Here is a 21,696-nt window from a genome sequence, read left to right on the forward strand (position 1 = left end):
AAAGCATCCAGGATTTGAAAAATGCGCCACCACCATGCCGTCATTCACTACCGTGCGCTCGATTTCTGGATGGCCCGTGCGGCCGTTCTCGTCATCATCTGCCTGCAGCTTCTGGTCATCAACAATCTCTCATTCGGGCCGCGCTGGGTGGCGCCCGCGCTGGAGGCGGCCCTGCTGCTGCCCTTGTCGGTGGCCACCGCCTGGACGCAGGCCGCCACCCGAAAGGCGGTCGAGGACCACGAGTGGCATGCGATCGGCCAGTTTCGGGTCATGATCCGCAGAACAGCCCTGACCATGACCGCCATCATCAGCATCATCAATTGCGGTTCGCTGATCCTGCTGGTGCGTGCCTTGCTGGAGGGCCATGCCGGCAGTAGCGGTACGACGCTGCTGATCGACGCGCTCAACATCTGGGTCACCAACGTCATCGTTTTTGCCTTGTGGTTCTGGAGCACCGACCGCGGCGGTCCGCCGACCTGCGGCCTCGTCAAGCTCGCACAGGCCGATTTCCTGTTCGCGCAGATGACGTTGAACGACCGTGAGCTTCGAGATTGGCTGCCCGGCTTCGTCGATTATTTCTTCCTCGCCTTCACCAATGCGACCGCATTTTCGCCGACCGATACCTTGCCGCTCTCCCAGCGCGCCAAGCTGCTGATGATGGCCGAGGCCATGATCTCGCTGCTGACCATCGCGCTGGTCGCGGCACGCGCGGTCAACATCCTCGCTTGATCGACCCGACACGCGAAAATAGCCCGCCCGGCGAACCGGAACGGGCTATTTTGGGTTGTCTTCGATGGTTCGATGCCGCGGGAAACGTGCCTCGGCAATTCCGCCAAGCAATCGCCGCCGCACCAGCTATTCGTCCCGCGCGCGGCTGACTCTCCGCACCACGAACTCGAACAGGACGTCCGAAATCCACATGGCGCAGACGCCGATCAGGAAGGCGGCCGCCAGCGTGGTGGTGTCGTCGGCGGGATCGGGCATCGGCAGGCCGGCGATCCTGGCGTAGGAAACCGCCGGCAGCGTCAGGTAGGCCGCCGCAAGCGCGCCGCAGATCGGCGAGGCCACCATTTCGCGCAGCTTGTAGCGATGCCGCGACAGCGCGCGCAGAACGCCGCCGGCGAGCCCCGCCGCCACGACCGGTCCCTTGATGCCGAGCAGGTCGAAAAGATCGTTCATCATGGCCTCCAGCCGCAAAGTTTCTGGCCCTTTTCGTTGTGAGCCAGGATCGCCGCCACCGACGCGTCGGAAAGGGCCGCCGCCTCTGCCCTTGTCGGTCGGATGGGATGCCCGGCCGCGCAGAACGACCCGCCTGATGTGGTGCAGCCGGCCAGCAGCAGCGAGAGCGCTATGATTTTGACCATCTGGCCAGCCTCCCTCTGTTGTCGTCCGGCGCCCGGCCGGCGACGGCATCGTCGATCTTCTGGGCTTCGGTGCGCGCCGCGGCGTCGGCGGCATCCTGCCTGGCCTTCTGGCTGGCCTTGCCCTTGGCATAAGCTGTCCAGACACCGGCAAGCGCGGCGCCCATTGCCAGAAGATACGGCCAGGCCTGGCCAAGCAGCGCGAGCGCGAGTGTTCCCATCTCATGTCTCCCTGGCCGGCGGCGCGACCATGCCGCGCGGGCCGTCACGGACTGCGTTGATGATGATCTTGGCCAGGGCAATGGCGCCGCTGATCTGAAGCGCGGTGCGGTCGCTCACGCCGAGCAGCGTCCAGTCGAAGCCGGCGAGCGCGCCGCCGCAGATGATGGCGATCAGCGTGTTGAGGAGATTGTGCAGCGCATTGGTGTTGAACCATGTCATTGGAACAGGCTCCCCAAAAAAGCGGCGACCTGATGCCGGAAAGCCGCGAGCGCTCCGGCCAGGAGAACGAGGATGCCGGCCGCGGCAGCCGCCTTGCCGCCAGGCGCCGGCGGCACGGGCTGGATCGACGACGCCCCATTGGACAATGTTTCGACCCTGGGCGGCGGCGCCGCGGTCACCGGTGCCGCGGGGCGCTGCGCCGACATCAGCAGGGCCTGAACCCGCACCGACCTGACCCGATCCGACCAGCCGCGCCCGAATGTCGCCCATGTCGGCAACCGCTTGAGGAACGCCAGCCGCGCATCGCAAAGCGCATCGATGGTGACGCCGGCCGGCTTTGCCTTGGCCGCCGCGACGGTGACCGGTCCGATCCGCCCGTCCTGCGCAACGCCGACGGCCGCCTGCAAATATTTGGCTGCCCTGCCAGGCCCGCTGTTGACGGCGAAATCGAACACCGCATGGTCGACGCCATCGGGCAATTCGGCGCCGAGCACAGCATCCCAGTAGAAGCGGCGATAGACGGTGGCGAGCTGCGCGTCGCTGATCGCACGCAGATCCGCCTTTGTCGCGTCGGCCTTCACATAGCGGCGGAAGCTGGCAAGCGTCACGCCCTTCATGGTGGCGCCGCCGGGATCAGCCGGATTGTCCGACCACCCGCCTTCCGATTTGAGAACAAGCGCAAGCGCCCGCGCGAAGTTGCGGTCCATGGTGTTTCCTTTCTGCCCTTCCGGGCAGTTGTTCACTTTTTGATTTTTGGTATGTTCGCCACGTGGAGCTTAGGCTTGGCGCGGGCGATTATGATTCTGGATATCATTCGCCAAGTTGGCAGATACAGACTTTAAATTCTGAGTATCGGCAAGAGACTCGTGCGCTCGGTAAGTCATTGACGCACCTAGGACGCGTAAAAGCACATATGGCTGACATAAAATATTTAGTTTTAGGAGGCCTCATCGGCGCCTTCTCTATCGCGTGGGTAGTTATTGCCACGATAGGGGTGCGGCGAGAGACGCGCGCGTACAACAAAAGCCTGAGAGACATCGATGAGAAGCTCCGTCAGGATAAGATCAATGAATGAGCCTTCTGCGCGTTGACGCTGCGGAAATGATCAATAGGACTTCAGTCGAAGCGCCGAGTCACGTTCATACCGTACGAAGACGATCCCGCGACAAATAGTGCTGGGTACAAGTAACTTAGGTCTGAGTTCGAAAATTCAGTGAGTTTCAGTTAGCTTTTTTGAAGACGAACAGCTTTGTATGAAAGGATACTGGACTGATCACTAAGTCGATCGCGCGTCGTAAGGTCACCATCGGTCGCGACCGGCTCTCATACAATGGTTCAAGCACGCGCTTTAACAAGTTGCTTTCCCGCATCAACCCCAGATATCCGCCCCTGGACCGACTTTCCAAAAGCCGGAACCCCATCTCGCTGATCGTTCTAATTGTGTCGTTCGGGGTGAAGGCAAATTGGTAAAATCGGGCCATGTCCGCGGCACTCACATCTTCGTATCGACCGAGCCGCATCTTTAGACGCCTCAATGGCGACACGCTGGGGACAGTTAGGAAAAGGAGTCCGCCAGGTTTCAGCACTCGGCGTGCCTCCTCGATGATCGATGCGTAACCATCCTTGAAGTGTTCGATCACCCCCAAGGACCACACCCCTTCGAAAAAGGCATCCTCGAATGGCATTTCTCGGACGTCACCGAGAACGATATTAAGTTCGGGGGCGTGCTTTTTGATCCTAGCGATGGTTACGGGGGCAAAGTCTAATCCGTATGCCTCGAACCCTGCGTGATGGAGCCCAAAGACTGTGTTTGCCACACCGCAGCCTGCATCAATCACTCGATCAGGCGGGCTTAAATACTTTCGGGTAACATGCTGGACAAAGACGCTCTTTTTCCGAATGTCCGCTGCTGTTAGGGATTGCGCCCAACGATCGTCCCAGAATCCTTCGTCGGCTGGTCGGTCGATGAATACAAGACGATCATGCTGCCGATCAAGATATACCTGCTCCACCATTTCATGCCTCCCCCAAGGCGCTGCTCAACATCAGTTCATTTGCCGTAGTCTCGACCCACAATCGGAACAGCCGGAACGCTGGTATGGAAGCGCCCGAAGAGCAGTACCCACACCAAGACCTGAATCGTCACGAAACCGACGAATGGCTGCCGTGCCTGCGCAAGAACGTTCTCCAAGGCATTCCGGTGCGCATAGACCCCAATCACGCTGCCGAGGATGATCCAGAAGAAGAACCACATACCCTTACTTTTGAGCGAAGCATGATGCAACGCCACCAACGCTCCGCCATAGATCAACCCAAATACGATCACAACGGGAATACCACCAATCGCCCACGCCTGCCCCCAGAATGTACCAGCCAAGCCGTACAACGCCTGCGAAAATATCTGGGTCTGGAGCACCGTGTTGAACCCAGTGCTGTCGAAGCCGAAGGCCGACGGCTGAATTAGCAGTTGCGCCAAGGTATCGCGAACCGTGTTCCACCATGGATAGGTCGTGCTACTCCTAATCAGCCCTTCGATGTTTTCATGAGTGCCGAAGGCTTCCCAGGAGGCCACCATAGCCATCGGATCAGAACCGCCTGTCAGCATCCTGCCAAACGGCAGGTCGCGTTTGTAGGCCAGATAGAAGGGCTTCATAAAGAAGATGATCGCAAGCGTCGCCAGCCCGATCGCCCATGCCTTCCAATGCAGGGCCGCCTTCGTTATCGGCCACTCCCACAATAACACGATGGCAAACGCCATTGCCAAGATCACCGGGACAGTCCGATCACCCGCGATCGCATTAAGTGCGACCATTAACGCAAAGATGGCTTGATAAATACGAGCGCCGCGACCCCATAGCCTATCGAAATAGATCGATGCCAGAAGACCGATGCCGCTGACCCAACGCCACACGATGGAAATGAGCCCACCGACGGCGTCATAGATGTCGGCACGCTCCATCGCGTACCACTCAAGTCCAGCCCTGTTTGCCATCCATGCATAGCAGGCTAAAGAAATGATCAGCGCGCACCGAATGAACCAGGTGACCCGCATCGGGTGCAACTGGTAACAAGGGGGACGTCCCCCGCCCACAGACGAAGGTAGCAGCAGCAGCGCCAACCCGAACCCTAGCCAAGCAGCGACCATCACCAGAATTGCTTCCGACGAGGCCGGCTCGAGATATGGCACTAATCCTTTCGCGCTCACAGGCCGCGTGAAGCCAATCAGCGCGGGCACCGAATAAGCAAGAAGGCCGACATAGCCAATCGCTACAACAGAAACCCGATTGTGGCGGGCCACAAGTATAAAGGTGGTCACGGCCACCATTGACCACAGAGCGAGGACCATATCTTTCGTTCGACCATTTGGATCAAAAAAGCAACCTAGGCGATTCGGTCATTCACAACGACAAAGTCTACAACTCGAAATCGCCCGCCCAGCCGAATGTCGCGCTGACCACCCATGAGCCCGTTGCGTATGCCTCCAGGGTTACGCGCTCGCCGGGATCGAGAATGAGATATTTTCCTGCACCGCCGCCCTTGATCGTGTCCGTCCCGTTGGGTTCGATGTTCATGACATGGGTTGCGTGTACTCCGGCAAAGCCGATCCGAAGGCCAGGCACGGCAGGCGGCAGCGTATGTGTCCACGTCGCGCCGGCCCCGTTGTTGTGGCAGAGTGCCCGGTTGTGAAGCCCGGACAGCGTTGTGTTGACGGTCAGATTGATCGGCACACTCGACGTCCCCTGCAGACCGGGATTGTTGCCGCCAATAAACTTGGTCACGATGCCGGCCGTGATGGAACTGCCGGTGCCATCACCAACCCATTCCGATATGTCGAAACCATCGACCAGCATTTCGTCTATCGCGCCGCCGGTGGTTACCCTAAAGGCAACGCCAATGGAGGTCGAGTTCTTCAGGGCGATGTCCCTGAGACTGGCTTTGCGCAGCCGTTGGCCCACGGAAAGGTTGAACCGGATGCCATGCGACTGGGTGTTTCCCCTGATGCCAGAAAGGCTAAGGCTCGCCGGTGTCACTACGTTCGCAACGACAATGGCATCGGTCGAGCAGTTCATCAACGTGCCCGGGCCGATCGCAAGAGGCGTCTGGTAGGGCGCGGCGATTACGGCTGTGGCACCCGACGTTCCGCCCGTGATCGTCTCGCCAGCCGGAAAGATGCCGGCCGAACCGCGCACATAGATGCGCCGGGTCGCGCTGTTTGCCGTTTTGGCAATCGCAGAGGTGCCTCCAGTGATTGTTTCAGCGGCCTGAAACGTCCCGCTTGTCGGCAAGACCCTCAGCACGTTGGCAAAGAAGTCGACCAAGATGCCCGTCGCGCCGGATGAACCGCCTGTCACCGTCTCACCGAGTTCATAGTCGACGGTTGAACCGGTGATGACGATTTCAAAATGTTGGAACCGCATGGTTCCGGTGGAACCAGAGGTGCCGCCGCTGACCGTTTCGCCAGTCGCAAACGATCCAACTTGCGAGCTGAGGGCGAACTGATATTCGCCGTTTGGCTCCAATTGCAGGGCGGTGTTGTAGCGATCGATGTACCAGTTATCGAGCCGGCCCGACTGAATCTGAACGCCGAAGACGTTGCCGGCAGAACTACCGGAGAGCCGGTTGCCGATTGCCTTGACATTCGAAATGACGATCTCGCTGTTGGCGTCAGTCGCGGCTACGCCAACCAGACAGTCATTCGCCACCACGTTAGTTATGATCCCTCGTGGATCTCGCGCACCGGTCATCTCCACCCACACACCGGCGGAGGGGCTGTCGAGATGTGCGTCCACGAAAACCCCGTCGACCAACACGTCGGTGGTGTTTAGATTTCCCGTATAGGTCAATACGACACCGTCGCGTTTGCACTTCGCCGACCGGATGTTGCGCACGATCGGCTTGCGGACGCCGGCCACGTAAACCGTGTCGCCAAACTCGCCGCCGGTTGGCGTGAAGATGTTATAGCCGTCAATGTCCTCAATCGTCGGGCTGTCGACACAGAGCGCCATCACACCGGCAAGGCCAAGATTGCGAACCTTCACGCCGCGGATTGTCGGCCGCTTCCGGCGCGCACCAGTAGAGAGGCCGACGCGAATACCGATAGAAGCCTGATAGCCGGCATGTGATCCACCATCGATCGTGAGGTCCCCGTCTATCAGGACGTCATCGGCAGCGATATCGATGACGGGATGGTGGCCGGTAACGGCACCGACTGGGGCGCGCAGGATCAGGGCAGAGCCGCCCAGGCATTCGACGCGCTTCTTCGCTGTCGAGATCGTGTGGTTGCCGTCGGTCTGGTAGGAGCCGTCAATCAGCACATGCGGATAGCTGCCCGCGAGCAGTGCACTGATAGCAGCCGTGGCATTCGCACCGCCACCACGCGCCCCGAGCATTGATGCCGTCACCGGGGTTGAGGCGAGCGTATAGCCTGTTTTCGTCATGCCATCGCTCAGCGTGATCACCAAATCCCCGACATTCGTTCCATTCTTGCGGTACACAGCGCCGCTGCCTGCCACCTGAGAGCTGTCGTAGAAGGCGGTGCGGATATATGTTGGTGCTATCGGTGGGGAAAATGCCTCCGCCGTCGCCTTGGTCGCGAATTGCGGATCGAGCACGGTTGTCATGGCGCCCGTCGCTACGTCCGCAGCGGCCTGGGCTTGGTCGATGATGCCTTGCGCGGCTGCCTGGATATCCCCGACTGTGTCGTCGGACTGATAGAACGACAGCACAATGTCATCGGTTCCGATAACAGGGTTCAGCGTCTGGAAGGCAAAGCTGCACTCACCCCGTCAACCGTTTTTTGAGAAAAAATTCCTAGACCGGTCGGAACTCCCACTCGGAGCGACGCTGGCAAGCGCGTAAAACCCTGCTTTTGCCGGCGGCTGGTCATAAGCCGGCAGGTGTGAAATCATTCGTCGAAGCTCATGGAATGATTCCCGTCGCACGGCCTTGTGGGAGAGGACGATGGACAGACCAGCCATGGCATCCGTGTTCAGGATGCGGCATGCACCGGCCACGGTTTCCGGCGTGCGCAGCACCGGCCAGGGTCAGGCCGATCCAGTCATCCGCGTGCGTTCGCTGGGCGAAGCCATCCGTTTCGTCGCCAACGCCTACCCCCAATACGACATCACCGCCGTCGCCATCAGCTGTGGGGATGTTTCGATCAGCAGCCTCGGCAACCTGGAGGTCAAGGCGCTGTGGCGCGAATATGGCGAACGGCTGACGCAGGAATAGGCATTCGCCCGCAGCCTTTCTGGAGCGGAAATGCCGCTCGCGCGTTTCAACCCCAGCCACGGGAGCAATCGCCATGAATGTCGCCAACCTGCAACTCGAAGGCCTGTTGATGGCCGTCGCCTCGATCAACCGCCTCCTGGTTCAAAAGGGGGTGCTGACGGCGGAGGAAATTGACCTGGCCTTGCGCAAGACCGAGGCCGGCGAAACCAACCAGGAGCGGTCCGAAGGCATGTCCGCGTCCAGCCGCGACGCCGTCAACTTTCCGATCCGGCTGCTGGAACTCGCTAACCAGTGCCAGCCGGAGGCGGATATGCCGTCCTTTTCGAAGCTGGCCCGCATGGTCGGCAAGATAAAGGAACCCTACAACGACCAGCTGTGAGCGGGCCGGCGTGCGTCCGCGGTGGCCCGCTGCCTCGCCTCAAGCCCTGCCCGGCCATCCCGAATTGAGCGAAAGCACCTTGCCCGGTCCATGCACGGCCGCAAACAGCAGTCCGGCCAGGAACGAAAAATGGTCGACGAAGAAGCCGAACTCGGCCTGGTTGCCGGCCCAGTGGCTGGGTCCGTGAAAGGCGAAGCCGAGGAACAGCACATAGGCGGCGGCGACCAGGGCTGCCTGCGAGAAGAAGGCGCCGGTCAGGAAGCACAGCACCAGCGCGACTTCCAGGATCGCCGCGCACCAGGCCAGGAACAGCGGAAACGGAAAGCCGGCGGCGGCGATATAGCCGGTGGTGGCGTCCATGCCCATGAACTTGAAGGTCACGGCCATCAGGAAGACGCCGGCGAAGATCAGCCGGGCGACGACAAGGGCCGCGGTCTGCCACGGTGATTGAGTGATTTGCGACGACATGCTCGTTCTCCAGCTTTGCAGGTTGATCGCTCCTAGGACGCGCGACCGGCGCCAGGTCCGACACATCAGGCCAATTTTTCTCGACAGGATCGCAGAGGGGTTTCGAAGCGTCACACCGTACGGCAAGAGCGATTTTCGGTTTGCCGGCTGACGGCATATTATTGCTCGCTCCAAGGGGGAATCGGACATGGCCAAGGCATTGACCATCGGCTCACCGCGGCATCCGGCGACGAGCACCGTCTACGAACAGGAATGCAGGGATATGCTGGTTCCGCATCTCGACGCCCTGCTCCGCAAGGTCGAGGCCGCCGGCTGGGACCGCGGGCAGGCCGCCTCGGCGCTCATGTATCTCGCCGCGATGCGGCTGAAGCCGGCCTGACGACGGCCCGAACGGCTTTCCGGCGCCGCCGCGATTGAAACTTGTTGGTAATCACGGAAGTGCTATCGTTAGTCGGGGCTAATGCATCGGCGTGCCGACGCAGCGATTTTGGGTGGGCTGAAATTTGCGTACAAGCGTCAGGTTTGGGGCGACATCTCATGGCGAGCGGTCGGCGCCGCTGGAGTGCAGCGGCTGCGGTGGCGCTGGCCAGGTCTTCGAATGCCCGCGCTGGACGAGTTCCAACGGCCATTGCTGCCCCGCCGGCACGCACCGGCGCGGCTGCCCCGGCCTCAGCGCGGCATGCTCCGAATGTGACGGCGACCACGCTGCCGCCGCCGATACCATGCGGCCCTCGGCCTGATACAGGCCTATCGCAGCCCAGGCCGTGTCGTCTGGTGGAACCGGCGGCGCCAATCTGTGTTATGTCGTGTTGATCGCGGGCGCCGAAGACTGCGCGTCCCCGACAACAGAAAGCGAGGCCTGAGATGGCTGACGACAAGTCGAAGACGAAACAGGACCGCAAGCAGGTCTCGAGTGAAGAGCCCTACGAGGTTGCCGCCTTTGCCCGCAAATACGGCATCCCGCCAAGCGAGGCACAGACCATCATCAAGCGCTACGGCCCCTCGCGCAAGAAGCTCGACGCCCATATGGCGGCCCGCGGCTAGCCGAAACCATTTCGCCTGGGCGGCGTTGAAGATGCTGCGGGCCGCGTCAACCGGGCCTGGTGGTACGGTGAACAGGATGTCTTTTTCCCGGTTTCTCATCCTGGCCAACGAAACGGCAGACGAGCATCTGTCCCACCCGGCCGGCAGCGCCACGCATTGAGGGAGGTCGCCATGTCCGACACCATACGCAGGACCGGCAGCTGCCTGTGCGGCGGCGTGCAGTTCGAGGTTCACGGCCCGCCATTGCGCGTTGGCCTGTGCCACTGCAAGGATTGCCGCAAGGCCGGCGGTTCGGTCTATTCGGCCTTTGCCATCTGGCCGCGCGAGGCTTTCGAGACCACCGGCCTCGTCAGCTCCTATGGCACGCGGAGCTTTTGCCCGACATGCGGCGGCCGCGTCGCCTGGGTCGACGACAACGAGGCCGAGGTGGCGATCGGCAGCCTCGACATCGCGCCGACCGATCTCGTGCCCGAATATGAATTGTGGACCTCCAGGCGCGAGACCTGGCTGCACGCTCTGCCCGGCACCGAACAGTTCGAGCATGACCGCCCAGCGCAGCACAACGCCGAAGCGCCGACGCCGAGATCGCTGTCGGACATCGACGCCGAGATTTGATCTCCTGGCAAGGGAACCCTGTCCTGCCGGCGACGTTACCGATCGCCTCTCACGCATGTCGCCAGCGACACTTGCGGCAATCATGGAGACGACCGTTGAACGACAAGATGTTTCCCCGCCCCATCAGGCTGAAATTCGCGCCTGAGCGCGAGCGCATCATCCGCAGCGCCTGGGAAGGGCTGGAATGCCTCGGCGACTGGCCGTCTGGCCAGGGACGGCGCTACCGGGCGGCGTTGCGCAGTTGCCGCGATGCGCTGGATGGCTGGACGCCGGCGGAAAAAGCGATGCGGGCGATGATCGACGCCGCGCGCGAAGCAAAACTCCTCCAGTAGTTGGAAAACAGGACATGTCCGAGCTCATCCTGCCCACACCGATGCGGATCAAGCCGCACGGGTCGGACACGATCCGCGACGTCGCCACGCTCAAGGATGCCAGCGAAATCCTGATCGACTGGCCGCAGGCCAAACGCGGCCCGTTCTACCAGGCGGCGCGCGAGAAGGTCGAAGCCGCATTGGAAACCGGGACGGGCGCCGCCGAGGCGCAGGAAGCGTTCGCAGCGCTCTGCAGCCATGCCGGCGTGCTGGTGCGATAGCGGTTTCCATAAATAGCGGTTTCCATAAAAAGAAGCAGGCGGGGCATCGTACCTCGCCTGCTTCGCGCAAATCGGTCTTGGTCACTTCGAACAATCGATCCGATTATTCCGCCGGAAGCTCGCCCTGGACAATCGGCTGAGAGTTTTCGAAGCCAAAACTCTTCGGCGCCAGAAGAATCAAGGCAATCACGATGGCTATCGAGGCAAGCAACGTGGCCGTGGTCGCAATATCTCTCACGATAATCTCTCCGAATTCCAAGTCGTGAGAGAAACGCTCCTGGGATAACGAGGTTCCATTAGCTTGCGCGATAATACCAGCCAGCGGCGTTTATTGCTTCGGCGGCTGGGGCGGCACTTCACCCGGCTTGATCACCGGCGTCTTGCCTTCCTCGGGGGCCGGCGCCGCCATGCCCTGGTCGCCCGTCGGGGGCGGTTTCAGCACGCCGCCGCAATCGTTGAGCTTCGCGGTCAAATTGCCGTCATCGGCCTGCTGTCCAGGCTGCTGTTTTGCCCCTTGCTCGGTCTGAGCCCTGCATTTGTCGGCATGTGCCTGGCTGTCGTTCTGCTGCTGGGCCGCGGCCGGCACTGCCAGCGCCAGCATGAGGCCGATTGGCATGATGGCGAGAATTCTCATCACTGCCTCCTTCTTTCTTGCACGGTCGCCCGCGGCGACCTTCCCTTCACAGGGACAACGTCTGTCGACGAAAAAGGTTGGCCGCCTCGCCGGGCGGCATTGCAACCAAACCCGTTTGCCGCCGTTGCGCGTGCCGGAGGCGATCATGTTCGAGGGTTTCCAAGGCGCGGAAATCGACACCGGCGATGCCAACATATTCTGCCTGCGCGCCGGCGGCGGGCCACCGCTGCTGTTGCTGCACGGCTTTCCGCAAACGCATCTGATGTGGCGCGACATCGCCCCCGCTCTGGCCAGCCGGTTCAGCGTCGTCTGCGCCGACCTGCGCGGCTATGGCCGCAGTTCGTGTCCGGCATCCACTCCCGACCACGCCCCCTATGCCAAGCGCACCATGGCCGCCGATATGATGAGGCTGATGGAGAAGCTGGGTTTCAGCAGCTTCATGGTCGCCGGCCATGATCGCGGAGGGCGTGTCGCCTACCGCATGGCGCTCGATCATCGGGGCAGCATCGACAAGCTCGCCGTTCTCGACATCGTGCCGACCGCCGATGCCTGGGACCGGGCCGACGCCAGGCTGGCGCTGGGTTATTGGCCATGGTCGCTGCTGGCGCAGCCCGAGCCGTTGCCGGAAAAGATCCTGTCCGGCGCCGCCGAGGCGATCGTCGACAATGCGCTCAACGGCTGGGGCTCGTCGTCATCGGCGTTTCCAGCCGAAGTGCGTCAGGCCTATGTCGAGGCCTTGCGCGCGCCTGCCCACGCCCATGCCATCTGCGAGGAATATCGGGCGGCAGCCACGCTCGATCGCGAGCACGACCATGCCGACAAGGCAGCCGGCCGGCGCATTCGCTGCCCGCTGCTGGCGCTATGGAGCGGTCAGGGCGCGTTGGCGCAATGGTATGCCGGCGAAGGCGGGCCGCTGGCGCTGTGGCGCGGCTGGGCCGACGATGTGCGCGGCCAGGCGATGCCGGGCGGGCACTTCTTTCCCGAGGAGAACCCGGCGCGCACGGCCGATCTGCTGGCCGGCTTCTTCGGTGAAACCAGTCACGGCATCTCTCGGCGAACGGGATTACCTTCGCCCTCCCTTTGATCGGGCCGAGGCCCCCTCCTTCTCCGCCTTTGCCTGACTGCCTTCATCACCGGCGGCAAGGCCGGGCCCGCGTTCGAACCGGCGCAGAAAGCCGGCAACTATCAGCACGATCAGCGTGCCGAACCCGGCCACTTGCCAAAGACCCAGTCCGCAGGCGACGCCGATCGCGCCCGCCAGCCACATGCCGGCGCCGGTCGTCAGCCCATGCACCTCGCCGCGCGAAAACATGATCGAGCCGGCGGCGAGGAAAGCGACGCCGGCGGTCACCGCCTCGACCACCCGGATCGGATCGACCTTGACCGATTCCCCCGCGAACATCGGCGCGTGCACGATCTCGACCGTCAGGATGCCGAAGGTGGCGGCGGCGACGCAGACGAGAATATGCGTGCGAAGTCCGGCCGGGCGATTGCGCCATTCGCGTTCGAAACCGATGACCGCGCCATAGAGGGTGGCCAGCAACAGCCGCGCCGCGATGACCGGAAACGAGGTGTAGGTGGAATGGCCGAATTCCTCGACGAGCTGTTCCATGATGTCCCCTCCAAAAGCTTGACGCCACAACGCGGCCACCGGGTCGCGGTTCCTGAATCCACGGCCAGGTGCGGCAAGGATGCGGCCGCTTTTGAATACGCATCTGCCAAAGGGAGGTTGATGGAGCCAATCCTCAAGGCCTCAGGACGTTTCGGTTTCGGGCACGTCGGCGCCGAGCTGCGGAACGATGATCGAAGCCAGCGGCGCCGTCAGGGACCATTTGAGATGGCCCGGGCTGCGATCCAGCACCGCCAAGCCGTTCAGCGATTGCGGCGCGACCCGTTGCAGGACGACGGTGCCGAAACCCTTGCGCGTGCTTTCGTCCCACCGCTCTCCCTCGCGCACCGGCATCGTCTCGTCCCACAGCAGATGGATTTCCCGCTTGTCAGAAACGCCTTCAACGATCCGCCAGGTGATCTCCAGCCGCCCGGCCTCGCTCGCCAGCGCGCCATATTTTGATGAGTTGGTGCCGAGCTCATGAAATGCCATGCCGAGATTTTGCACGGCATTCGGCTGCAGGGTCAAAAGCGGTCCCGACAGCGATACCCGCGCCTCGTGACCGAACGGCTTGAGCTGCTCCTGGGCGAGGTCGAAGAGGCTGGCGCCGGCCCATTCCGAGTTCACCAGCAGATCGTGCGACCGCGACAGCGCCATGATGCGGGAGCGGATCAACTCCTCGAATTCACGCGGATCGGTCGAGCGTTTGCTGGTCTCCCTGATCATCGAGAGGATCACCGCGAACTGGTTCTTGACGCGATGGTTCACCTCGCGGAGCAAAAGCCTGATCCGGCGCTCGCTCTCCTTGCTGGCGGTGATGTCGCGGGCGATCTTCGAGGCGCCGATGATCTCGCCGGACGCGTTCCTGATCGGCGAAATGGTCAGCGACACGGCGATGAGGCCGCCATCCTTGCGCCGGCGGATCGTCTCGTAGCTGGCCAGCAGCTCGCCCCTGCGAACCCGGCTGATGATGTCGGTCTCTTCATCCTTGAGATGATCGGGGATGAGCATGAGCACGGAGCGGCCGACGGCCTCTTCGGCGGTGTAGCCGAACATGCGTTGCGCCGCCGCGTTCCAACTGGTGATGATGCTGTTCAGATCCTTGCTGACGATAGCGTCGAAGGACGAATCGACAATCGCCGCCAGCCGCGCATCGGCGGTGATGGCGATCAAGGCATCACGGCCCGCCAAATCTGTCACTGTCGACCCCTTCTCCCTCATGCGCGGATCGCGCGCATGGCCACCAATGCGCCGCGGTGCGTTTTGGTTGCAATCGCCTCCAACATTCCTCCCAGGAACAGTCCGGGCAGTTCACGACCGGAACCTTGCGCGCCTGCGCGAGTTGCACCCGACACCCCCCATGGATGGCTTAATAAGGAGGCAAACAATGAGCGACGGCAACAGCGATCTCGACCGGGTCTGGAAACTGATGGACAGGATCGGTTTCTGTATGCTCGCCACTCGCGAAGGCGATGACATCCGCTCGCGACCGATGGCGGCGCATGTGGTGCGCGACGAAAACGCCATCTACTTCCTCACCGATGTCGACAGTCACAAGGATGACGAAATCGAAGCCGAGCCTAATGTCGGCCTCGCCTTCGCCGATTCAGGCGGCCAGAAATATGTTTCCGTCAGCGGTCTGGCGGCGGTTTCGAACGACCGCGCCAAGATCAGGGAGTTGTGGTCGACCCCGGCCAAGGCCTGGTGGGACAGTGCCGATGATCCTTCGATCCGCGTGCTTAAGGTGACGCCGAAGGACGCCCAGTATTGGGACAGCCCCGGCACCGTGGTCAGCTATGTGAAGATGCTGGCCGCAACGGTCAGCGACAGCCGCCCGGAAATCGGTGACACCGGTAAGGTCAGGATGTAGCCGGACGGCGTTGAAAATCACGACATCAGTCAGATGTACGAATGCCGGCGGGTCGCATTTGACATATTGCTGGCGGCATACCGGCGCGGATCAGTCTGGCTTGGGAGGGTCAGGGGCATTCGGCACTGGATCGGCGTCAGTATCCCTTTGCGGACAGTCCTCATAGCTGTGGTCGCGCCCGCCGCAGAAAGAACAGCACATGGCCTCGCGGTCCCCGTTTCCGGGCCGCCATTGCGGGGTCTCGTAGGGCTTCCTCCCATCCATCCCCAGCAATGCGCGACGAACCATTTGGTTGCGCCGCCACAGACGGCCAGCCGGCGGTTGCGGAACCACCCGCCGGGATGCGAGTTTCGGCCGATACTTCCATTCGAGGGAATAGCCATGCCGATGCACCGAATTGCCTTGATGACGGCAGCGATCCTGCTGGCCGCGACCGGCCTTGCCGAAGCCAGGCCCGACACCCGCACGATGAGTTGCGACCAACTCCGGCAATTGCTCCAAAGCCATCATGCCGTGGTGCTGACCACCGGACCCAACACCTATGACCGCTATGTCAGGCAGTTCGGCAACGAATGCGACTGGCCGGAGGTGCCGATGTCGGCCTATGTCCCAACCCGCGACGGCAGCTGCCCGGTCTACCGCTGCGAGGAACCTGTCACCAACTTTCCGGACTGACACCGCGCTTCCAATCGGCTTTGCCGCCCCCGTGCGTTGATCCCGGCGCGCGAACCGGCTAGGGGTGGGGCGCAACGTGCATTTTCCCGCTTCGTCTAATGGTAGGACAGCGCCCTTTGAAGGCGTGAATCGAGGTTCGAGCCCTTGAGCGGGAACCAGCAACCAACCGTTCGCCTGCTCAAAGCGCGCAGGGCTGGCCAGCCGCATCGGCGTATTAGAGAACGCTTGTATTTCGCCCCAAGCAGGATCATCATCCAGTCCGTCAGTGGATTGAAGGGGTGCAGCGCCATGGAACTGAGTTGCTTTGACGGGGGCGTCCTTGCATCGACGATGTCCCTGAACGTCACGGCGGTTTTCATAATATTGACCGCATTTGCCGCACTTCGGCTGGTTGCAATGTCAGGCAAAGGTTCTGTCGACCAACTCCAGACGGCGTAGCCCGCAGGGGATCTCCGGTTCAGGAGAAGGCATATGGCCGCGAGAAAAGTGATAGCCGTCAAGGATTGGTCTTGCGGCATGAGCGACGAGCTCGGCCGCGTCGTCCTGACCATCAACCCGACCGAGGGTGAGCCCATCCTGGTTTTGATGACAATCTTCCAGGCGGCAAGGATGGCCGGGGAATTGCGGGCTCCGAAACTCGTCTCCATGCCTCGGTGACGCCACGCCCCTGGGCAAATCGGATCAAGCTCGCCGGGGCAGCCCCAACGCCCTCCCCAGCGAGCTGTTGCTCCGTTACGATGAACGATGGAGCAATTACTGCTTTACGAATCCAGGCGCCATTAAGTTGCGTCCGGCTCCTGAAACCATTTCGCGGACCCTGCGTTGACCACCGGGCCGACACAGGAGACATCTCATGACCGTCAACTGCCGCATATCGATCGACAACCGGCCGGAGGCCACGGACGCCGTTTTCCAGGCGGTTCCCCGGATCGGCGAAAGTGTTGCGCTGTCGATCGACGGAACCACGCAGGATCTGCGGGTATCGCGCGTCGTGCACGTCACCAATGGCAGCCTGGAAGGTGCCGCGATAATCGTCGAAGTGACGACCAACATCCTCTGAACCGAGAGTCTCGTCCCGGTACGCCAGCCGGCGCCGCGTCGCGGCAACCGCCGACCGGCCTGCGGGACCAGGGCGGCTCAGGCACGGTGAACCGCCCTACTCCTTGCCGCCGTCGGAAATGCCGTTGCCGCCGGCGGTTGGCAGGATGCCGAAGTCTTGCGACTTCGTCCCTTGCTCCGCCGTCAGGAAGCCATCCGAGGCAAGACCGCGCCGCAGCAATTCCCTCACGGCGGCCGAACGGCTCGGCATGCGCTTGTCGAAGCGCCAGTTTTCCAGCGCCGCCAGTTCGTCTGACGTCAGCATGATCTGCAACCGTTCCGGGCGTTCCAGTTCAGTCATCGCGCTTCCCTCGCTCCGCACCATGAATACGTAGAATGAGTATTCAACTTACTCAACTCATAGTTAGGAAACCGCTCCTAGCGCGTCAAGACCTCGCGATGGGTGAACCGCTTGTCATGCTCATGAAGAGCCTGATGCGTATTCGGCGTAACACACACAGTTGCACAACTATGCTAACTATTTGATTTGTTTGGGTATTATTTAATTAGTGACTTGCCAAGCCCAAGCCCCTGCCGCATTGTGCAACCTGAACAGAAAACCATTCCCTTTGGGAGGTTTCGATGCGGTATGATTACTCGGCGCGACTGCGCGATGACGTCCGTTCAGCAGTCCAGGTCGCCTTCAGGAAGACCGGCATCGTCAGCATCACGGCGGTGGCGGAGCATGTAAGGGTCAGGAATCTGGCCGAAAACGTCGCCCTCGAGGACGTCGAATACCTTGTCTTCCAGGCAGCCCAGCTGATTGGCGCGGCAATTGAATTCGACGGGCTCACCAATTTCGACGGCGTAGCTGGTCTGTTCGTGGATGGCCTCGGTGGCGACGATGGTGAGCGCGTCAACGCCCAACTCGACAGACCTGGTGAGGCCACCCTGCAGTAAGGCAATTCCGGCTGAACGCGCATTTGTCCCATGCCAGTCAGGGCGGCCTCCTCAAAAGGCCGCCCTGCTGTTTCCGTACTTGGTGATGACCGAAGCCGTTCCGTCAGGCGGAGCCGGCGATTTGTGAGGCGAAGTCGCGATAGGGGCGCAGCGGGCGGCCCAGAAGCGCGGTCAGGCGCTCGACGTCGCCGGCCTCGGGCAGCATTCCGTCGGTCAGGAACCGCTCGCCCATCAAGCGCATATCGTACGCCATCCAGGCAGGCAGGAACTGCTTGAGATTCTGCTCGAAACCTTCGGTGTTGTCGCCGCCGTAGCTGATCGGGCGGGCGAGCACGTCGGACCAGATGGCGGCGATATCCGTCCCGGTCAGTGTCTGCGGACCGACGAGGTTGATCCGCTCGAGCGCAAGCGGCTCCGCGGACCGTTCGCGGCGCAGCAGCTCGAGAGCGGCGATCTCGGCGATATCACGCACGTCAACCATGGCGAGCCCCTTGGCGCCGACCGGCATTGTGTAGGTGCCGTAGCCGGTGATGACGTCTTCGATCATCAGGTCGTTCTGGATGAAATAGGCCGGGCGCAGGATCGTGGCCTGGAAGCCCATCTGCTCGATCATTCGCTCGACGCCGAATTTGCCGGCGAAATGCGGCACGTTCACATAGACGTCCGCATGGATCACCGAGAGATAGACGATCCGCTCGATGCCCGCCGATCGGGCGACGTTCAGCGCGACCAAAGCCTGGGTGAATTCGTCCGGCACCACGGCGTTCAAGAGGAACAGGGTGGAAACGCCGGACATGGCTTTGCGCAGTGAATCGACATCGAGAAAATCGCCTTGCGCGACCGATACGCCTGCCGGAAAGCTGGCTTTCGACGGATCGCGGACGAGAGCACGGACGTCGGCGCCGCGCTTGACGAGGTGTTCGACGACTTGGCGGCCAACATTGCCTGTGGCGCCGGTAACGAGGATGGTCATGGAATTTCTCCTGTTGGGTTGCTTGACAGGCCCAATATGTGTGGCTCACAAACAGTCAAACAGGCCGAAATTTTAGACGCGCCGTCTCACTGGTGGAACACTCATGGATCTTCTGGCCCTCACCGATTTCAACCTCGTTGCCCGCCATGGCGGTTTCGGCAAAGCGGCAAGGGCCACCGGCCGGCCCAAGGCAACCTTGTCGCGGCGGGTTGGAGACTTGGAGGGCAGCCTTGACCTGCGCCTGTTTGAACGGGGCGCGCGCAACCTGAAGCTGACCGAAGAAGGACGGGCGCTCTTCGAGCGGACGGGGGTATTGCTTGCCGAACTGGACGAGACGGCTGCGGAGATCGCCTCGGGCGGTCGGAAGCCCAAGGGCAGATTGCGTATCAGCGCGCCCCTGCTTTTTTCTCAGACCGCGATGGGGAGGATCGCCGCGGGATTTACCCTCAAATTTCCGGAGGTGAGGCTGGAGGTCACGACGGAGGACCGGGCTGTGGACATGATCGAGGAAGGCTACGACCTGGTGATCCGGGTCAACCCGGATCCCGACGAAAGCTTGGTCGGACGGGCGTTTCTCCGCGACCGGCTGGTCGTCGTGGCGAGCCCTCAACTTCCTCGCACCGGTGGTCCGGCCCCTGGCGTTGCGCGCGGGACAGGCGAACGGCAAATATGGCACGTGAAGACAGAGGCTGGCCGGTCGGCGATAAAAATCGAGCCGGTCCTCGCTTTGGGAACGCTCATTATGGTGCGCGATGCGGTGCGAGCGGGGGTCGGGGCAGCACGTCTTCCCATTTCGTTGGTGGCCCACGATTTGGCTGACGGCACACTGGTGAATTGGGGAGACATTGACGGCCCTGAGATCGCTCTGTGGACGCTCTACCCGTCTCGGCGGCTGCTCAGCCCGCGCGTGTCGGCTTTCCTGGACTTTCTGAAACAGGCCTTCCCGAACGGGACGCCGGACGAACTGGCCGCCTATATCGGCAGGTGATGCCCGGCCGCTTTCAGCGCACTGGGAGCCTGGGCAGCGTCACGTCACCTGCCAGCCTGCTTGGCAGAACATGCCGCAACCTCCGATCCACTCGTCGACAGAACCCGGCAAACAGGCCGATCGCACCGGCAGGCGCCGTTTCGCGAACGATTGTTTTCGGTGTGGAACAAACTGGGTGCATAGAGGTTTTGGCCTCGCCGCACTCAGGAGGACGTGGTGAAGGCTCTGCGCAGTCTCCTTGCCGAACTGTCATCCAACTGGCTCAGGCGCCGCAAGGCGCAAGCGTCCAACACCGCTGGGAATGCCAAAGCCACGCCCAGCGTTGCGCCGCAGGCGTCAAACCAGCGTGCCGCTCATAGGCCCAAGCCTCCGTCCACCCGCGATGTCGCCTCCAACATGTGAGCGAGCTGCAAAGGCCATGATGATGCTGAATCGCCTGACTACGGATCCACTTCTCCGCCTTTTCATCGGTATAATTGCCGGCACATTGGTTGGAGGCGGTGTCGGCGAAGTGGTCGGCAACCATATCATGGCCGATCCCCTTGTCGGCGCATCCGTGGGCGCTTTTGTCGGCGCCGCGATTGCCGGAGTGATCCTGGCCGTCGAAGAATAGCGCCGCCGCATGGTGAGCAGCCATGGGGCGGCCGCGTCGTCTTCAAGCCATCGGCATGCGGCCGAACACCCTGTGGGAATTGAGCGATCGGCTGCTATAATTCCTGGACCCTTCCCGGAGAACGCCTGCCATGACCCTGAAAACACGCAAGCTCGGCAGCCAGGGGCTGCAGGTCTCGGCCATCGGCCTCGGCTGCATGGGCATGAGCCAGTCCTACGGGCCGGCCGACGAGGCCGAATCCATCGCCACGCTGCACCGCGCCATCGAACTCGGCTGCACCTTCCTCGACACCGCCGAGGTCTATGGCCCGTATACCAACGAGGCATTGCTCGGCCGGGCGTTGAAGGGCAAGCGCGGCCAGGTGACGATCGCCACCAAATTCGGCTTCCGCATCGAAAACGGCAAGCAGGTCGGCACCGATAGCCGGCCCGAGCACATTCGCGAGGTCGTGGAAGCCTCCCTCGGCCGCCTCGGAACCGACCGTATCGACCTGCTCTACCAGCACCGCGTCGACCCGGCGGTGCCGATGGAGGATGTCGCGGGCGCCGTCGGCAAACTCGTCGCGCAAGGCAAGGTGCGCTTCTTCGGCCTGTCGGAGGCCGGCGCGGCCAACATCCGCCGGGCGCATACCGCGCACCCGGTGTCGGCGGTGCAGAGCGAGTATTCGCTGTGGGAGCGCAATCTGGAGCCGGAGATCATCCCGCTGCTTGGCGAACTCGGCATCGGCCTGGTGCCGTTCTCGCCGCTCGGCCGAGGTTTTCTCACCGGCCAGGTCAAGCGCGCGGAAGACTATCCCGACGGCGATTATCGCCGCAACGACCCGCGCTACCAGGGCGAAAACTACGACGCCAATGTCGAGGCAGCCGCCAAGGTGCGCGACATCGCCGCTGCCCGCGGTGTCAAGCCCGGCCAGGTCGCGCTGGCATGGCTGCTGGCGAAGGGCGACGGCTTTGGCATCGACATCGTGCCGATCCCCGGCACCAAGCGCACAAAATACTTGGGAGAGAACGTCGCCGCCGCCACAATCAAACTCGATGCCGCCGAGATGGCCGCGCTCGACGAAGCGCTTGCGCCGGGAAAAGTCTCCGGCCCGCGCTACACCGAGCGGGGCATGGCGATGGTCGACCGGTAGGGGGCGCCGCCCGTCTCGCTCTGAGGGCAATGCTCTCGCTCAACTCTTCGGCGGCAGCTGATGTCAAATCGGC

Annotated in this window: 32 protein-coding genes and 1 tRNA gene; 18 read left to right on the top strand and 15 right to left on the bottom strand. The window is 62.2% G+C overall.

Going from position 1 to position 21,696, the window contains the following annotated elements; translation table 11 throughout:
- Positions 1 to 21: 21 nt before the first annotated feature.
- Positions 22 to 729 carry a hypothetical protein gene (locus NKJ67_RS29005; RefSeq protein ID WP_352584627.1) on the top strand — a complete coding sequence of 236 codons (708 nt, stop codon included), beginning with the start codon at positions 22 to 24 and terminating at the stop codon, positions 727 to 729.
- Between the two features lie 126 nt (positions 730 to 855).
- On the opposite strand, the gene NKJ67_RS29010 is transcribed toward NKJ67_RS29005, so the two are convergent.
- From NKJ67_RS29010 to NKJ67_RS29045, 8 genes are all read right to left on the bottom strand, one after another.
- Positions 856 to 1,179, bottom strand: a complete 324-nt coding sequence (locus NKJ67_RS29010) for a hypothetical protein (protein WP_127271121.1) — start codon at positions 1,177 to 1,179, stop codon at positions 856 to 858.
- Positions 1,179 to 1,364, bottom strand: coding sequence for a hypothetical protein (locus NKJ67_RS29015; protein ID WP_013530788.1), 186 nt, complete (start codon positions 1,362 to 1,364; stop codon positions 1,179 to 1,181). Before NKJ67_RS29015 ends, NKJ67_RS29010 begins: the two co-directional genes overlap by 1 nt.
- Positions 1,349 to 1,582 carry a hypothetical protein gene (locus NKJ67_RS29020; RefSeq protein ID WP_023814075.1) on the bottom strand — a complete coding sequence of 78 codons (234 nt, stop codon included), beginning with the start codon at positions 1,580 to 1,582 and terminating at the stop codon, positions 1,349 to 1,351. The genes NKJ67_RS29015 and NKJ67_RS29020 overlap by 16 nt, the downstream gene beginning before the upstream one ends.
- 1 nt (position 1,583) lies before the next feature.
- Complete coding sequence (locus tag NKJ67_RS29025; protein ID WP_352584630.1) at positions 1,584 to 1,802, bottom strand: hypothetical protein; 219 nt, start codon at positions 1,800 to 1,802, stop codon at positions 1,584 to 1,586.
- The gene (locus tag NKJ67_RS29030; protein ID WP_352584632.1) at positions 1,799 to 2,509 is read right to left on the bottom strand and encodes a glycoside hydrolase family 108 protein; all 711 of its coding nucleotides are present in this window, start codon (positions 2,507 to 2,509) and stop codon (positions 1,799 to 1,801) included. Before NKJ67_RS29030 ends, NKJ67_RS29025 begins: the two co-directional genes overlap by 4 nt.
- A gap of 513 nt (positions 2,510 to 3,022) precedes the next feature.
- Positions 3,023 to 3,817, bottom strand: coding sequence for a class I SAM-dependent methyltransferase (locus NKJ67_RS29035; protein WP_352584634.1), 795 nt, complete (start codon positions 3,815 to 3,817; stop codon positions 3,023 to 3,025).
- 35 nt (positions 3,818 to 3,852) lie between these two features.
- Complete coding sequence (locus NKJ67_RS29040; RefSeq protein ID WP_352584636.1) at positions 3,853 to 5,118, bottom strand: hypothetical protein; 1,266 nt, start codon at positions 5,116 to 5,118, stop codon at positions 3,853 to 3,855.
- Between the two features lie 97 nt (positions 5,119 to 5,215).
- The gene (locus NKJ67_RS29045; protein WP_352584638.1) at positions 5,216 to 7,528 is read right to left on the bottom strand and encodes a right-handed parallel beta-helix repeat-containing protein; all 2,313 of its coding nucleotides are present in this window, start codon (positions 7,526 to 7,528) and stop codon (positions 5,216 to 5,218) included.
- A gap of 235 nt (positions 7,529 to 7,763) precedes the next feature.
- Here NKJ67_RS29045 and NKJ67_RS29050 point away from each other — a divergent pair, with 235 nt between their 5' ends.
- Positions 7,764 to 8,033, top strand: coding sequence for a hypothetical protein (locus NKJ67_RS29050; RefSeq protein WP_352584640.1), 270 nt, complete (start codon positions 7,764 to 7,766; stop codon positions 8,031 to 8,033).
- Positions 8,034 to 8,106: 73 nt separating this feature from the next.
- Positions 8,107 to 8,412 carry a hypothetical protein gene (locus NKJ67_RS29055; protein ID WP_127398150.1) on the top strand — a complete coding sequence of 102 codons (306 nt, stop codon included), beginning with the start codon at positions 8,107 to 8,109 and terminating at the stop codon, positions 8,410 to 8,412.
- A gap of 39 nt (positions 8,413 to 8,451) precedes the next feature.
- On the opposite strand, the gene NKJ67_RS29060 is transcribed toward NKJ67_RS29055, so the two are convergent.
- A complete protein-coding gene (locus NKJ67_RS29060; RefSeq protein ID WP_352584642.1) occupies positions 8,452 to 8,880 on the bottom strand; it encodes a DoxX family protein in 429 nt (142 codons plus the stop codon).
- Positions 8,881 to 9,067: 187 nt separating this feature from the next.
- Here NKJ67_RS29060 and NKJ67_RS29065 point away from each other — a divergent pair, with 187 nt between their 5' ends.
- The 5 genes from NKJ67_RS29065 to NKJ67_RS29085 all read left to right on the top strand — a co-directional run bounded on the left by NKJ67_RS29065 (position 9,068) and on the right by NKJ67_RS29085 (position 11,131).
- Entirely contained in the window at positions 9,068 to 9,259 is a 192-nt protein-coding gene (locus tag NKJ67_RS29065; RefSeq protein WP_256746882.1) for a hypothetical protein, read from the top strand.
- A 485-nt stretch (positions 9,260 to 9,744) separates the two neighbouring features.
- On the top strand, positions 9,745 to 9,924 hold the full coding sequence (locus NKJ67_RS29070) for a DUF3606 domain-containing protein (RefSeq protein WP_023813816.1): 180 nt from the start codon (positions 9,745 to 9,747) through the stop codon (positions 9,922 to 9,924).
- A gap of 171 nt (positions 9,925 to 10,095) precedes the next feature.
- On the top strand, positions 10,096 to 10,539 hold the full coding sequence (locus NKJ67_RS29075) for a GFA family protein (RefSeq protein ID WP_127382568.1): 444 nt from the start codon (positions 10,096 to 10,098) through the stop codon (positions 10,537 to 10,539).
- 95 nt (positions 10,540 to 10,634) lie between these two features.
- The gene (locus NKJ67_RS29080) at positions 10,635 to 10,871 is read left to right on the top strand and encodes a DUF982 domain-containing protein (RefSeq protein WP_127270771.1); all 237 of its coding nucleotides are present in this window, start codon (positions 10,635 to 10,637) and stop codon (positions 10,869 to 10,871) included.
- A gap of 14 nt (positions 10,872 to 10,885) precedes the next feature.
- A complete protein-coding gene (locus NKJ67_RS29085) occupies positions 10,886 to 11,131 on the top strand; it encodes a DUF982 domain-containing protein (protein ID WP_127271133.1) in 246 nt (81 codons plus the stop codon).
- A gap of 103 nt (positions 11,132 to 11,234) precedes the next feature.
- On the opposite strand, the gene NKJ67_RS29090 is transcribed toward NKJ67_RS29085, so the two are convergent.
- Both NKJ67_RS29090 and NKJ67_RS29095 read right to left on the bottom strand, forming a co-directional pair.
- Positions 11,235 to 11,369 (bottom strand): hypothetical protein, encoded by a 135-nt coding sequence (locus NKJ67_RS29090; protein ID WP_352584645.1) that lies wholly within the window; start codon positions 11,367 to 11,369, stop codon positions 11,235 to 11,237.
- Between the two features lie 90 nt (positions 11,370 to 11,459).
- Positions 11,460 to 11,912 (bottom strand): hypothetical protein, encoded by a 453-nt coding sequence (locus tag NKJ67_RS29095; protein ID WP_502905244.1) that lies wholly within the window; start codon positions 11,910 to 11,912, stop codon positions 11,460 to 11,462.
- Here NKJ67_RS29095 and NKJ67_RS29100 point away from each other — a divergent pair.
- Entirely contained in the window at positions 11,911 to 12,849 is a 939-nt protein-coding gene (locus NKJ67_RS29100) for an alpha/beta fold hydrolase (RefSeq protein WP_352584647.1), read from the top strand. The genes NKJ67_RS29095 and NKJ67_RS29100 overlap by 2 nt on opposite strands.
- Here the strand turns inward: NKJ67_RS29100 and NKJ67_RS29105 are convergent.
- Complete coding sequence (locus tag NKJ67_RS29105; protein ID WP_127271137.1) at positions 12,829 to 13,377, bottom strand: MgtC/SapB family protein; 549 nt, start codon at positions 13,375 to 13,377, stop codon at positions 12,829 to 12,831. The genes NKJ67_RS29100 and NKJ67_RS29105 overlap by 21 nt on opposite strands.
- A gap of 141 nt (positions 13,378 to 13,518) precedes the next feature.
- A complete protein-coding gene (locus NKJ67_RS29110) occupies positions 13,519 to 14,574 on the bottom strand; it encodes a PAS domain S-box protein (RefSeq protein ID WP_256746878.1) in 1,056 nt (351 codons plus the stop codon).
- A gap of 187 nt (positions 14,575 to 14,761) precedes the next feature.
- On the opposite strand from NKJ67_RS29110, the gene NKJ67_RS29115 reads away from it, so the two are divergent.
- The 5 genes from NKJ67_RS29115 (at position 14,762) to NKJ67_RS29135 (ending at position 16,979) form a co-directional block, all read left to right on the top strand.
- The gene (locus tag NKJ67_RS29115) at positions 14,762 to 15,244 is read left to right on the top strand and encodes a pyridoxamine 5'-phosphate oxidase family protein (RefSeq protein ID WP_128307677.1); all 483 of its coding nucleotides are present in this window, start codon (positions 14,762 to 14,764) and stop codon (positions 15,242 to 15,244) included.
- A gap of 381 nt (positions 15,245 to 15,625) precedes the next feature.
- The gene (locus tag NKJ67_RS29120; protein WP_256746877.1) at positions 15,626 to 15,919 is read left to right on the top strand and encodes a hypothetical protein; all 294 of its coding nucleotides are present in this window, start codon (positions 15,626 to 15,628) and stop codon (positions 15,917 to 15,919) included.
- 84 nt (positions 15,920 to 16,003) lie between these two features.
- Positions 16,004 to 16,077 (top strand) — tRNA-Gln (locus NKJ67_RS29125).
- Positions 16,078 to 16,390: 313 nt separating this feature from the next.
- Positions 16,391 to 16,576 carry a hypothetical protein gene (locus NKJ67_RS29130; RefSeq protein WP_127331685.1) on the top strand — a complete coding sequence of 62 codons (186 nt, stop codon included), beginning with the start codon at positions 16,391 to 16,393 and terminating at the stop codon, positions 16,574 to 16,576.
- A gap of 196 nt (positions 16,577 to 16,772) precedes the next feature.
- Complete coding sequence (locus NKJ67_RS29135; RefSeq protein WP_127331684.1) at positions 16,773 to 16,979, top strand: hypothetical protein; 207 nt, start codon at positions 16,773 to 16,775, stop codon at positions 16,977 to 16,979.
- A gap of 96 nt (positions 16,980 to 17,075) precedes the next feature.
- Here the strand turns inward: NKJ67_RS29135 and NKJ67_RS29140 are convergent, their stop codons facing one another.
- Positions 17,076 to 17,318 carry a hypothetical protein gene (locus NKJ67_RS29140; protein ID WP_127269195.1) on the bottom strand — a complete coding sequence of 81 codons (243 nt, stop codon included), beginning with the start codon at positions 17,316 to 17,318 and terminating at the stop codon, positions 17,076 to 17,078.
- A 281-nt stretch (positions 17,319 to 17,599) separates the two neighbouring features.
- Here NKJ67_RS29140 and NKJ67_RS29145 point away from each other — a divergent pair, with 281 nt between their 5' ends.
- Positions 17,600 to 17,917 carry a hypothetical protein gene (locus NKJ67_RS29145; protein WP_127269194.1) on the top strand — a complete coding sequence of 106 codons (318 nt, stop codon included), beginning with the start codon at positions 17,600 to 17,602 and terminating at the stop codon, positions 17,915 to 17,917.
- A 103-nt stretch (positions 17,918 to 18,020) separates the two neighbouring features.
- Here the strand turns inward: NKJ67_RS29145 and NKJ67_RS29150 are convergent, their stop codons facing one another.
- Positions 18,021 to 18,890 (bottom strand): NmrA/HSCARG family protein, encoded by an 870-nt coding sequence (locus NKJ67_RS29150; protein ID WP_352584651.1) that lies wholly within the window; start codon positions 18,888 to 18,890, stop codon positions 18,021 to 18,023.
- Positions 18,891 to 18,993: 103 nt separating this feature from the next.
- Here NKJ67_RS29150 and NKJ67_RS29155 point away from each other — a divergent pair, with 103 nt between their 5' ends.
- The 3 genes from NKJ67_RS29155 to NKJ67_RS29165 all read left to right on the top strand — a co-directional run bounded on the left by NKJ67_RS29155 (position 18,994) and on the right by NKJ67_RS29165 (position 21,623).
- Complete coding sequence (locus NKJ67_RS29155; RefSeq protein WP_127331678.1) at positions 18,994 to 19,878, top strand: LysR family transcriptional regulator; 885 nt, start codon at positions 18,994 to 18,996, stop codon at positions 19,876 to 19,878.
- 418 nt (positions 19,879 to 20,296) lie between these two features.
- The gene (locus tag NKJ67_RS29160) at positions 20,297 to 20,491 is read left to right on the top strand and encodes a hypothetical protein (protein ID WP_256746873.1); all 195 of its coding nucleotides are present in this window, start codon (positions 20,297 to 20,299) and stop codon (positions 20,489 to 20,491) included.
- A 130-nt stretch (positions 20,492 to 20,621) separates the two neighbouring features.
- Positions 20,622 to 21,623: an aldo/keto reductase gene (locus NKJ67_RS29165; protein ID WP_256746872.1), complete on the top strand. Its 1,002-nt coding sequence runs from the start codon at positions 20,622 to 20,624 to the stop codon at positions 21,621 to 21,623.
- Positions 21,624 to 21,696: the final 73 nt, after the last annotated feature.

The organism is Mesorhizobium sp. M0088 (genome assembly GCF_040322895.1).
GTDB lineage: Bacteria > Pseudomonadota > Alphaproteobacteria > Rhizobiales > Rhizobiaceae > Mesorhizobium.